The sequence below is a fragment of the Flavobacterium terrigena genome, from assembly GCF_900108955.1.
In the GTDB taxonomy this organism is placed as follows: Bacteria; Bacteroidota; Bacteroidia; order Flavobacteriales; family Flavobacteriaceae; genus Flavobacterium; species Flavobacterium terrigena.
Window position 1 is genome coordinate 580,031 of sequence record NZ_FNYA01000001.1, and the last position, 12,896, is coordinate 592,926.

Consider the following 12,896-nt stretch of genomic DNA (forward strand, 5'->3'; position numbering starts at 1 on the left):
ATTTTATTGTTTCAAGTTCGTAAAAATACAAAATGTATTTATATAGTTATTCTTTTATAGATTTTTTTTAACCTGCTCTACGTTTTTCGTCTTCTACGCCACTTTTGTGTTGTCTTGCTTTTTCAATTGTGTTTTTACCAAATCGATACGTATATGAAAGTGTTGCTACTCTTGAATCCCAAGTTCTATTTGTGAAAAAATCTTGGTTTTGATATTGAACTTCAACCGCTATGTGATTCGTTAAGAAAATATCGCTAATTGCAAATTTGAATGTTGAATTTTTATTTTTTGAAACCTTTTGAATTCCTGAAGAAACCTGAGCTAAATTCTTGATAATAAACAATCCCCAAACACTTTTACTTTGATAAAACCCATTTAATTCGGCTGACCAACCTTTTCCTAAAGCAATATTATTGGTAAGATTTGCGTCCCAAGAAGTGAAATCATTATGAAGTGTGCTTCCTTGTAAAGGACTTGTATATTTATTGTTATTTACTGAACCTGAAAGCGTTGAATTAACCGTTTTATCAATTTTAAATGGCACATATATTCCTAAGTTAATTTGTTCAAAATCTTGCATGTTTGCTGGAATCTGAAAGGATATTTTTGTAGCATCATCTTGTTGAAAAATATCTGTAATAGCATCATTACTTTTACTATAACTTAAAGTTGTGATGTATTTTCCTTTAAAGGTGTGATTAAATTCAAATATATTAGTAATAACTGACTTCAAAGTTGGATCACCCACTACATAAGTGTACGAATCTACAAAAATTTTAAATGGATTTAATTGTCGATATGTTGGCCTGTCAATACGTTTTGTGTATGAAAAAGCTAGTGAATTATCATCTGAAAACTTTCTATTAACAACTACATTTGGAAAGAAATTGGTATAATCTCTTGAAAACTTTTCATTAGTTGCAATTTGTTCTCCATTAGTATGTGTGTGTTCTGTTCGAAGTCCGAATTGGAAATCCCATTTTGTAAATTCTTTAGCAAAACTAGCATAAACGGCATTAATATTTTCTTTATAAATAAATTGATTAGAACGATTTGAATCTAAAACATTTTCGTTGTCAATTACATCATAAAATTTCACATCATTATCTGAAGTGACTAAACTACTTTTTAATCCAACTTCCAATTTTGCAGTTTTTGAAAATGGATGCGAATAATCTGCTTTAACAGATTTCACAGCAATATTTCCAACCTGATTCGTAAACAATTTATTTAAAGTTACCGTTTGTCCATCTGAACTTAAATTGCTATTGTTTATATCTTGTAAGGTTTTAGAATCGTACTGTCCGAAATCAACATCAGCCGTTACTTCTTTTCCTTCATTATTAAAAGAATGTTTAAAATTTACGTTTCCAAATCCATTAAATCTTTTTTCGTTTAAGGTTACAGAATTATCTGTTGTGTAATCAACACTTCCATCTGGTTTTTTAATTATCGAATTGGTATTTCCATCACGATTACTACTATTCCAATTGCCATTTAACATGACACCAACCACGGTTTTTTCATTTGCATAAAAATCGGCTCCAATTTTAGAATTATCACTAATAATTGGTCGTTTAATGTAAGAGGTTTGATCGAAGATTGAAACTACATTGTGGTTGGCATCAAAAAATTTCCTATTGATGTAAAACATGGTGAAATCTGTTGGTTCGGCATGCGAATATGTACCGAAAAAATTCCATTTTTTATTTCTATAATTCAAATTTGTACTTGCAGAAGGTTTGGCGTAAACACCTTGACCATAGCTTAAAGTAAGTGAACCGTTAAATCCAATTTTTTGATTTTTCTTTAATTTTATATTAATAATACCTGCATTTCCAGCCGCATCATACTTAGCTGATGGATTTGAAATGATTTCAATAGTTTGCACATTATTCGCTTGAATTCCTTTTAAATACGCCATTAAATCTGTTCCAGAAAGTGGTGTTGGTTTTCCATCAATCATTATCACAACACCAGATTTTCCTTTCAAATTGATGGAAGATTCCTGATTTACCATTACGCCTGGCGATCGTTCTAAAACTTCTAAAACAGAATTACCAGTAGCAACAATGCTATTTTCAACATTAACAATAATCTTGTCCAACTTTCTTTCTACAAATGGTTTTATTCCACTTGTCACTACAACTTCCTGAATAGTATTAGAGTTTTTGTTTAGCGTAATATCTGTGAAACTTTTAATTTTATTTCCTGCAGTAATGCTAAAATTTTCACTTTTAAACGTTTTAAAAGTCTGATGTTTAATGGTTATATAATAATTTTCTAGAACAAGATGATCCATTTCGAAATTACCTTTTTCATCTGAAATAGCTGCTTTTACAAAAACAGAATCCGCAACACGATGCAATAAAACATTAGCAAATTCTATTGGCTTTTTATTCTCATCTATTGTATTTCCAATAACTCTCCCATTATTGGTTTGAGAAAAACCGACACTGACTTTTAGAAGAATAGCAATTATTAATATAACTTTTTTCATGTTTAATTATAAATTAATCAACAAATTCATTTTTCACTTTTAAACTCGATTTTTTCTCTTTTTTATTCTTTTTAACGACAGTTTTCTTCACTTCTTTTTTTGTCATTTTTTCCGCCATAATAACAGCACCATAAGCATTAACCATTTTTCCAGAAGTTGATAATTGGTTAAATGGACGCACATCTTTCGGATTACCGCCAACAATAACTTCTTCAGTTGAAGTTGTTCCAGTAGTGTTTATAATTTGTTTTACTTGTTTAGCTGTTAATGATGGATAATATGATCTTAACATCGCAGCAACACCAGCAACATTTGGAGACGCCATTGAAGTTCCTTGTAAATATTGATATTCACCATTTGGAGTTGTAGAATAAATTTTCACACCTGGCGCGTAAACATCTACATTTAGTTTTCCGTAATTTGAGAAGTTAGCCACAACTTTTTTACCGTTTTCATAATTTAAAGCTCCAACTGTAATTACATTATCTGCAAATTCTATTTTTTTATCATCTGAATCGTTTGGGAAATTTGGTTCCACATCAATATCTTTTGAATCATTTCCGGCTGCGTGAATAATTAAAACATCTTTACTTTCCGCATATTTAATCGCATCATAAACCCATTGTTTGTGAGGAGAATAATTTTTACCGAAACTTGCATTAATTACTTTTGCACCATTATCAACTGCATAACGAATCGCTAAAGCAATATCTTTATCATATTCGTCACCATTTGGCACTGCACGAACTGACATAATTTCTACATTATCTGCAACTCCATCACCACCTATATTATTATTACGTGATTGCGCTATAATTCCAGCAACGTGAGTTCCATGTAAAGCACCTTCTTTGTCTGGACCATACACAATATTATTCCCGTAAATTTTGTCGTTAATATCATCAGCATTGTCACCAATTAGTTTTCTACCATCGTATTCTAAATTGTAATTAAAATTTAACTGATTGTAAACTTGTGTTTTAAATTTGTTGACATTTGTCATTAATGCAGTTCCAGCTTTTCCAATTTTTGTAAAAACTTCCATGCTTTTTTTAATTTCAGCATCTTCCGTTTTTATCGCTTTAACTTCATCAATAGTGAAATCTTCTTTTTTGAAATGATCAACTAAGATCTTATTCGCATTGAAAATTTCATCAACTTGTTTCTTATTTGCTAAAAGTGCTTCGAATTTTTTATCAAATTCAGCTTTAGCATCTTTGTATGCTTGAGAACCATCATCTCCTTTTTTCATCATTCTGGTTAATTCTAAATTTTCATTTTCGATATTTCCCAAAAAATTCCAGCCATGAACATCATCGATGTAACCATTTTTATCATCATCAATTCCGTTATTTGCGATTTCATTCTTGTTGGTCCAAATCACCGATTTTAAATCTTCGTGATCAATATCTACTCCAGAATCAACAACACCAACAATAATTTTTTCGCCTTTTTTACCTTTTAATAATTCAGCATAAACTCGGTCTATACTCATTCCAGGAATACTGTCTTTTTCTAAATCGAGATGACTCCAACGTTTCAATTCAATTTCGGTTAGTTTACCTTTTTTTGTGAAATTTGCATTTGGTCCTTGAGCCATTGCCGACATTGTCATTGCTACCGCAACAACTAATGATAAATAGATTGATTTTGTATTTTCCATTTTCTTAAATTTTATTATTTTTTCTACAATTAAATTAAACACAATAACAATATTTGATATATCAAATAAAATAGTATTAATATGTATTTCAATTAATTTGTTTGTTACAGTAAAATTTTAATTTAAGATAACTTTAACACACTAAGGAGGTTAATTACAATTTGCAATTATCTTTTTTAAGGTTGAAGACGTGATGTTTAATTCTTCTTGAGTAATTCCTTTTAAAGCAATTTTTCGGTTTTCTATAACTAAATCATTTACATTTTCAATAATTGCTTCACCTTCTTTTGTAACTTTTAAATTAGATTTTCTTCTATCTGAAGCATTTTCTTCTCTAGTTACATAATTTGATTTCACCATTAATTCAATAATTCTAGTCACAGAAGCATTGTCTTTAAAAACATTTTTCGCAATTTCTTGTTGCGTAATATCCGGATTTTCTAGAATCGATTTGATAATTAACCATTGATCTGTTGTGATCTTGTAGTTATTATCACGAATTCTTTTCATCGCAAACATTCTATATGTTTTAATTGCTTTTTCAATATTATAAAATATGATATCATTTAATTTATCCATTAAAATATATTTTATGAATTGAAAATTTCTTCACACGTAAAAACTTCTTTTAGTCTCACCCCTTTTTCTGTTCTTTCAACAGTAATGATTTGATTATGTGCATCATGTTCTAAAAACAAGTAGTAATTATTATCTGCAGCGGCATTCATAAACTTCGTTTTTTCGTCCAAAGTCAACAACGGGCGCGTATCGTAACCCATCACATAATTAATTGGAATATGTCCAGCAGTGGCTAACATATCGGCACAAAAAACAATCGTTTTTCCTTTATAATTAATGTGAGGTAACATTTGTTTTTCGGTATGACCATCTGCGAAAAATATTCCGAAACCTAATTCTGAAGTGCTTATAAAATCAGCGTCTGGTCGGTTGATAAATTTCAATTGTCCACTTTCTTGCATTGGAATAATATTTTCGTGTAAAAAAGAAGCTTTTTCACGAGAATTTGGTTTCGTTGCCCATTCCCAATGGTTTTCGTTACTCCAGAAATTAGCATTTTTAAACGCTACTTCAAAACCTGTTCTGTCTTTATTCCAAACTACCGAACCACCACAATGATCAAAATGCAAATGTGTCATAAAAACATCGGTAATATCATCTTTATGAAATCCAAGTTTGGCTAATGATTTATCTAAACTTTCATCGCCCCAAAGCGAATAATAACCAAAAAATTTATCCGATTGCTTATTCCCCATTCCGTTATCAATCAAAGTCAGTTTATTTCCGTCTTCAATTAATAAACATCTTGCGGCAATATCTATTAAATTATTTTCGTCAGCTGGATTGGTTTTGTTCCAAATTGTTTTAGGAACAACACCAAACATTGCGCCACCATCTAACTTAAAATTTCCTGCTTCTAATGGGTATAACTTCATGTCTCAAAATTTTTAGCCAAATTACAAAAAAATCAATAAACAGAAACTATTGAAATATAAGTTATAAAAATGTTATCAAACCTTGTAAAAAGCATTTTATGGTTTATCTTTGCAGATAATCTATATGAATTCAAAATAATTATGGAATAGGCGAAGTAAAAAAGCATCTTATTTACAGATGTTTTTTCGTGAATTACATAAATATATAAAAACAAATAATAACAAAGTTATGATACAAGTATCTGAATCTGCAAGTAGAAAAATTGTTGATATGATGAAAGATGACGGTTTTGATGCTGCCATTGATTTCGTGCGAGTAGGCGTGAAAAGTGGTGGTTGTTCTGGTTTATCATATGAGCTAAAATTCGACAAAGAAATTGGTGAAAACGATAAAGTTTTTGAAGATAATAATATAAAAATTGCAGTTGAAAAAAAATCATTTTTGTATTTAGCAGGAACGATTTTAGAATATTCTGGCGGTTTAAACGGAAAAGGATTTGTTTTCAATAATCCGAATGCACAAAGAACTTGTGGATGTGGAGAGAGTTTCTCTCTATAAATAAAAATATATGAGTAAATACACTGAAGACGACTTAAAAGTCGAATTAGAAAATAAAGAATACGAATACGGATTTTACACTGAATTAGAATCGGAAACGTTTCCTATTGGATTAAACGAAGACATTGTGCGCGCGATTTCTAAAAAGAAAAACGAGCCAGAATGGATGACCGATTGGCGTTTGCAAGCCTTCGCTGCTTGGAAAGAAATGGAAGAACCAGAATGGGCAAACGTAAATTATACGAAACCTGATTTTCAGGCTATCGCGTATTATTCAGCACCAAAAAAATCTGATCCAAACAAAACATTAGACGATGTTGATGCGGAATTATTAGAAATGTACAAGAAATTGGGTATTTCTCTTGATGAGCAGAAAAAAATGAACAACATTGCAATGGATATTGTTGTGGATTCTGTTTCTGTAGCAACAACATTCAAAAAGACTTTAGGAGAAAAAGGAATTATTTTCTGTCCAATTTCTGAAGCCATTCAAGAACATCCAGAATTAGTAAAAAAATATTTAGGTACAATTGTGCCTCAGAAAGATAATTTTTATGCAGCTTTAAATTCGGCAGTTTTCTCTGATGGAAGTTTCTGTTATATTCCAAAAGGCGTTCGTTGTCCAATGGAGTTATCAACATATTTCCGTATCAACCAAGGTGGAACTGGACAATTCGAAAGAACTTTAGTAATTGCCGATGAGGGAAGTTATGTATCTTACCTTGAAGGTTGTACAGCTCCAAGTCGTGATGAAAATCAATTACACGCTGCTGTTGTAGAGCTAATTGCTTTAGATGACGCTGAAATAAAATATTCAACGGTTCAAAACTGGTATCCTGGGAATAAAGAAGGAAAAGGTGGAGTTTTCAACTTTGTAACAAAAAGAGGTTTATGCGAGAAAAACGCAAAAATATCTTGGACGCAAGTCGAAACAGGTTCTGCCGTAACTTGGAAATATCCATCTTGTGTATTGAAAGGTGATAATTCAATTGGTGAGTTCTACTCTATCGCAGTTACGAATAATTTCCAACAAGCAGATACAGGAACAAAAATGATTCACTTAGGTAAAAACACGAGATCAACCATTATTTCTAAAGGAATTTCGGCTGGTAAATCGCAAAATAGTTACCGTGGATTAGTACAAATTAGTAAAAACGCAGACAATGCTCGTAACTTTTCACAATGTGATAGTTTATTAATGGGTAATAATTGTGGTGCACATACTTTCCCATATATCGAAAGTAAAAACACAAGTGCTAAAATTGAACACGAAGCAACGACTTCAAAAATTGGAGAAGACCAAGTGTTTTATTGCAACCAACGTGGAATTCCAACTGAAAAAGCGATTGCTTTAATTGTAAACGGTTTCAGTAAAGAAGTATTAAACAAATTACCAATGGAATTTGCAGTGGAAGCTCAGAAATTATTGGAAATTAGTTTAGAAGGTTCTGTTGGATAAATTTGTTTCAAGTTTCAGGTTTCAAGTTAAACCTGAAAAAAACAAGTATAAAGTAAAAAAATTAAAACAAGAGTTTAAAGAACAAGAAACAAAACAACTTGAAACTTTAAACCTGAAACAAAAATAAATATGTTATCAATAAAAAATTTACACGCTTCAGTAGAAGATAAAGAAATATTAAAAGGAATTAATTTAGAAATTAAAGCTGGAGAAGTTCACGCTATTATGGGACCAAATGGTGCCGGAAAAAGTACACTTTCTTCGATCATTGCTGGAAACGAAACGTATGAAGTTACAGCTGGAGAAATTCTTTTAGAAAACGAAGACATTTCAGAATTAGCACCAGAAGAAAGAGCACACAAAGGTGTTTTCTTATCTTTTCAATATCCGGTAGAAATTCCTGGTGTTTCGGTAACTAACTTCATGAAAACGGCTATCAACGAATCTCGTAAAGCACGTGGACAAGAAGATATGCCAGCTAATGAAATGCTAAAATTAATTCGTGAAAAATCTGAATTATTAGAAATTGACCGTAAATTTTTATCTCGTTCACTAAACGAAGGTTTTTCTGGTGGTGAGAAAAAACGTAACGAAATTTTTCAAATGGCGATGTTAGAACCAAAATTAGCTATTTTGGATGAAACAGATTCTGGTTTAGATATCGATGCGTTACGTATTGTAGCAAACGGTGTAAACAAATTGAAAAACGAAAAAAATGCGGTTTTAGTTATCACGCACTACCAACGTTTGTTAGATTATATTATTCCAGACTTCGTTCACGTTTTAATGGACGGAAAAATTGTAAAATCTGGTGATGCCTCTTTAGCATTAGAATTAGAAGAAAAAGGTTACGATTGGATAAAAGCAGAAATTCAGTAAACAGTACTCAGTCTCAGTTTTCAGTCTCAGTAATCAAATTTCACTGCGACCGTAAACCGCAAACTGCAAACTAAAAAATATGGAATTAAAAGAAAAATTAATATCGTCTTTTATGGCGTTCGAAGAAAAAATTGCTGATGTAAACACTGAATTACACGACATTAGAACTTCGGCTATAAAAAACTTCGAAAATAAAGGTTTCCCAACTAAAAAAGAGGAAGCATGGAAATATACTTCGTTAAATGCTATTTTAAAAAATGACTTTAGTGTATTTGCAAAAAATGAAAATTCAGTTGAATTTGCTGATGTAAAAAAATACTTCTTAAATGATGTTGATACGTATAAAGTAATATTTATTGATGGAAAATTCAGTTCGTATTTATCTTCAACAACTCATGATGGTTTAGATGTTTGTTTGATGTCTTCGGCGTTAACCAAACCAAAATACAAAATGGTTATTGATGCATATTTCAACCAAATCGCAAGTAAGGAAGAAAGTTTAACTTCATTAAACACAGCTTTTTCTCAAGAAGGAGCTTATATTCATGTTCCTAAAAGTAAAGTTGTAGAAAAACCAATTGAAATTATTTATTTTTCAACAGGTTCTGAAGCGGCGTTAATGACACAACCTCGTAATTTAGTTGTGGTTGGAGAAAATTCTCATATCCAAATTGTAGAACGTCATCAGAGTTTAAATGATAATCCGGTTTTAACAAATTCGGTTACTGAAATTTTTGCTCAAAAACGTGCAATTGTTGACTATTATAAAATCCAGAATGATTTACAAACTGCGAATTTAATTGACAACACGTACATTTCTCAAAAACAAGACAGTCATGTTTCTGTACATACTTTCTCTTTCGGAGGAAATATCACTAGAAACAATTTAAATTTCTACCATCAAGGTGAACATATCGATTCGACTTTAAAAGGAATTACGATTATTGGCGACAAACAACACGTAGATCATTATACTTTAGTGCAACACGCGACGCCAAATTGCGAAAGTCACCAGAATTATAAAACGATTTTAGATGGAAGTGCAACTGGTGTTTTCAACGGTAAAATTTTCGTAGAAAAAGAAGCGCAAAAAACAGATGCTTTCCAACAAAATAACAACATTTTATTAAGCGACAAAGCAACAATCAACGCAAAACCACAATTAGAAATTTTTGCAGATGATGTAAAATGTTCTCATGGTTGTACGATTGGACAATTAGACGAAAACGCAATGTTTTACATGCAACAACGTGGAATTGGTAAGAAAGAAGCTAAAGCATTATTGATGTATGCTTTCACAAGTGAAGTAACAAATAGTGTGAAAATTCCAGAATTAAGAGGAAAAATTGCTCGTATTATTGCCGATAAATTAGGCGTAAATATGGGATTTGATATATAAGGTATTCAAAAATAAATTAAAAAGCCGTCTTTTATGACGGTTTTTTTTATTCAAAAATGTAAATTGCATCAAAAATAAAATATGAAAAAAATAATATTTCTAGTTATAACAACCTTCATTACTTCGTTCACATTTGGACAAAATTTTGAAGGAAAAATAATTTATAACAATACATTTAAAAGTAAAATTTCAAATATTACTGATGAACAATGGAGTGTTGTTATGGGTTCAAAATTTGAATATTTCATCAAAAATGGAAATTATAAAACTATCTCAAACGGCACAATATTTCAATGGCAACTTTATATCAATAAAGAAAATAAAATTTTTAACAAATTCGCAAATTCAACAAAAGCACTTTGGATGGATGCCAGTAATAATGAAGATGAAATTCTAAAAACGGAAATCAATAAAAATGTAACAACACTTTTAGGGCATAAATGTGATGAACTTGTATTAACATGTAAAAGTGGTGTTCAGAAATATTACTACAATTCTTCAGTTTTAAAAGCTGATGCGAGTCTGTTTACAAATCATAATTATGCGAATTGGAATCAATTTTTAAAAACAACTAAAAGTTTATCATTAAAATCGATTATTGAAACTGATCAGTTTATTTTAGAAAGTATAGTTACAGAAATAATTCCGACAAAATTTGATTCGAAAACATTTGAAATTCCAGCTGGAATTGAAACAGCAAAACAATAATAAAAAGAGCCGTCTTGATTAAATCGAGACGGCTTTCTTAAAATATCTATTTTTCTACAAAATCTGACTCGCGTGATCTTTTGTTTTTACTTTCGTAATCACATCAATAATAATTCCGTTTTCGTCAATTACGAAAGTGGTTCTGTGAATACCATCAAATTCTCTTCCCATAAACTTTTTTGGTCCCCAAACACCAAACGCGTTAATCACAGATTTATCTTCATCAGCCAATAAAGCAAAAGGAAAACTATACTTTTCTTCAAACTTTTTTTGCAATTTCACACTGTCCGCACTTACGCCTAATAATTCGTAATTATTCGCTTGAAAACGTTCATAATTATCACGTAAATCACAAGCTTCTGCTGTACAACCTGGCGTGTTTGCTTTCGGATAAAAGAAAACAACCAACTTCTTACCATTATAATCTGCTAATGAATGTGTTTTACCGTTTTGATCGATTCCTGAAAAATCTGGAGCCTTATCTCCTATTTTTAAATGTGTCATTGTATATTTTTTGTTTAAAGTTTTTTTTGTTTGAAGTTTCAAGTTATTTTTGATGTGAAAATACATTTCAAATATACTAAAATGACTAAGAAAGAACGTGCAACATTTGTTATAAATACGTTAAACGAATTATATCCTGAAATTCCAATTCCATTAGACCATAAAGATCCCTATACTTTATTAATTGCCGTTTTACTTTCGGCTCAATGCACAGACGTTCGTGTCAATCAAATTACGCCAATTTTATTTGCGAAAGCAGATAATCCATACGATATGATTAAAATGAGTATTGAAGAAATACAAGATATAATTCGTCCTTGCGGTTTATCACCAATGAAATCAAAAGGCATTCATGGTTTGTCACATATTTTAATTGATAAATATAATGGCGAAGTCCCACAAAGTTTTGAAGCTTTGGAAAGTTTACCAGCTGTCGGACATAAAACTGCGAGTGTGGTAATGAGTCAGGCTTTTGGTGTCCCAGCTTTTCCGGTTGACACACACATTCACAGATTAATGTATCGTTGGAATTTAACTTCAGGAAAAAACGTGACTGAAACAGAAAAAGATGCGAAATCAATTTTCCCAGAAAGCACTTGGAACGATTTACATTTACAAATCATTTGGTACGGAAGAGAATATTCTCCAGCGCGTGGTTGGAGTTTAGACAAAGATATTATTACCAAAACAATTGGAAGAAAATCGGTTTTGAAAGAATATGAAATAAAAAATGCTCCGAAGTAATTCCGAAGCATTTTTATCAATTTACAATGTTTTCAAAAGTCAGATTCCCAACTTTTACTATTTTCATTGCCTGCGAATAACTCAAAATAAAACTAACTGTTTCTTTACTGGGTTTCATTTCTTCAATTGATTTTCTTTTTTTAGAGTAGAGTTTTGCCATCTATACATTTAATTGTTTATTAAAGTATAACGTAAAAACTTCTCTATTATTGTGTTACATTATTTAATTTGTCAAAATAATGCTATTTTTTTCAATTATTTTTCTCAGATTGATTACTGCATAACGCATTCTTCCCAAGGCAGTATTGATGCTCACGCCAGTAATCTCAGAAATTTCTTTAAAACTTAAATCTTCGTAAAAACGCATTTTAATTACTTCTCTTTGGTCTTCTGGTAATTGCTCTACAATTTTTCTAACATCTAATTCAACTTGATTTTCAATTAATTGATTTTCAATCGATAAACTAGAATCGGTCATAAAATTAAAAATACTATACTCGTCAGTTTCTCTCTGAAACGGCATTTTTTTATTATGACGGAAATAATCTATCACTAAATTTGAAGCAATACGCATTACCCAAGGTAAAAACTTACCTTCTTCATTATATCCTTTTGTTCTTAAAGTTTTAATCACTTTAATAAAAGTATCTTGAAAAATATCATCACAAACTGATCTATCTTGGATTTTGGAATAAATAAATCCATAAATCTTAGATTGATGTCTGTCAATTAAAATTTTTAAAGCAGATTCATCTCCACTAATGTAGTTGTGTAATAAAACCGCGTCTGGATTTTGTACAATATTTGCCATAAATATACCTCTTAGATTTTGAGAATAATGTTTCTAAAAAAAGTATTTTTATGTTATAAGCAAATTTGTTTTTGAGATTAGTAAGAGCAAATATAATGTTAAATATTTCATAAAAACAAATATTTTATACAAATTTAACATTTTTAGCACAATAAATCTAAATTTAATGCAAAACATTTTTATCAAATTTGGGATTTCTTAATTCAAAAAATGGTA

At 30.5% G+C, this 12,896-nt stretch carries 12 protein-coding genes; 6 read left to right on the forward strand and 6 right to left on the reverse strand.

Annotated features, from left to right (window positions below):
- Positions 1–67: 67 nt before the first annotated feature.
- The 4 genes from BMX42_RS02785 to BMX42_RS02800 all read right to left on the reverse strand — a co-directional run bounded on the left by BMX42_RS02785 (position 68) and on the right by BMX42_RS02800 (position 5,617).
- Entirely contained in the window at positions 68–2,500 is a 2,433-nt protein-coding gene (locus BMX42_RS02785; protein WP_091308217.1) for an outer membrane beta-barrel protein, read from the reverse strand.
- Positions 2,501–2,513: 13 nt separating this feature from the next.
- Positions 2,514–4,163, reverse strand: a complete 1,650-nt coding sequence (locus BMX42_RS02790; RefSeq protein WP_091308220.1) for a S8 family peptidase — start codon at positions 4,161–4,163, stop codon at positions 2,514–2,516.
- Positions 4,164–4,313: 150 nt separating this feature from the next.
- On the reverse strand, positions 4,314–4,742 hold the full coding sequence (locus BMX42_RS02795; RefSeq protein WP_091308224.1) for a MarR family winged helix-turn-helix transcriptional regulator: 429 nt from the start codon (positions 4,740–4,742) through the stop codon (positions 4,314–4,316).
- An 11-nt stretch (positions 4,743–4,753) separates the two neighbouring features.
- On the reverse strand, positions 4,754–5,617 hold the full coding sequence (locus tag BMX42_RS02800) for an MBL fold metallo-hydrolase (RefSeq protein ID WP_091308228.1): 864 nt from the start codon (positions 5,615–5,617) through the stop codon (positions 4,754–4,756).
- A 229-nt stretch (positions 5,618–5,846) separates the two neighbouring features.
- Between BMX42_RS02800 and BMX42_RS02805 the strand changes: the two genes are divergently transcribed.
- The 5 genes from BMX42_RS02805 (at position 5,847) to BMX42_RS02825 (ending at position 10,621) form a co-directional block, all read left to right on the forward strand.
- A complete protein-coding gene (locus BMX42_RS02805; RefSeq protein WP_091308802.1) occupies positions 5,847–6,176 on the forward strand; it encodes a HesB/IscA family protein in 330 nt (109 codons plus the stop codon).
- Positions 6,177–6,186: 10 nt separating this feature from the next.
- A complete protein-coding gene (gene sufB, locus BMX42_RS02810; RefSeq protein ID WP_091308231.1) occupies positions 6,187–7,635 on the forward strand; it encodes a Fe-S cluster assembly protein SufB in 1,449 nt (482 codons plus the stop codon).
- A 129-nt stretch (positions 7,636–7,764) separates the two neighbouring features.
- Entirely contained in the window at positions 7,765–8,514 is a 750-nt protein-coding gene (gene sufC, locus BMX42_RS02815; RefSeq protein WP_091308235.1) for a Fe-S cluster assembly ATPase SufC, read from the forward strand.
- Positions 8,515–8,593: 79 nt separating this feature from the next.
- Positions 8,594–9,913 (forward strand): Fe-S cluster assembly protein SufD, encoded by a 1,320-nt coding sequence (gene sufD, locus BMX42_RS02820; RefSeq protein ID WP_091308240.1) that lies wholly within the window; start codon positions 8,594–8,596, stop codon positions 9,911–9,913.
- Between the two features lie 81 nt (positions 9,914–9,994).
- A complete protein-coding gene (locus BMX42_RS02825; protein WP_091308244.1) occupies positions 9,995–10,621 on the forward strand; it encodes a hypothetical protein in 627 nt (208 codons plus the stop codon).
- Positions 10,622–10,675: 54 nt separating this feature from the next.
- On the opposite strand, the gene bcp is transcribed toward BMX42_RS02825, so the two are convergent.
- Entirely contained in the window at positions 10,676–11,125 is a 450-nt protein-coding gene (bcp, locus tag BMX42_RS02830) for a thioredoxin-dependent thiol peroxidase (protein WP_091308805.1), read from the reverse strand.
- Positions 11,126–11,206: 81 nt separating this feature from the next.
- Here bcp and BMX42_RS02835 point away from each other — a divergent pair, with 81 nt between their 5' ends.
- A complete protein-coding gene (locus BMX42_RS02835) occupies positions 11,207–11,869 on the forward strand; it encodes an endonuclease III domain-containing protein (RefSeq protein WP_091308248.1) in 663 nt (220 codons plus the stop codon).
- Positions 11,870–12,092: 223 nt separating this feature from the next.
- Here the strand turns inward: BMX42_RS02835 and BMX42_RS02840 are convergent, their stop codons facing one another.
- Positions 12,093–12,680, reverse strand: a complete 588-nt coding sequence (locus BMX42_RS02840; protein WP_091308251.1) for an RNA polymerase sigma factor — start codon at positions 12,678–12,680, stop codon at positions 12,093–12,095.
- Positions 12,681–12,896: the final 216 nt, after the last annotated feature.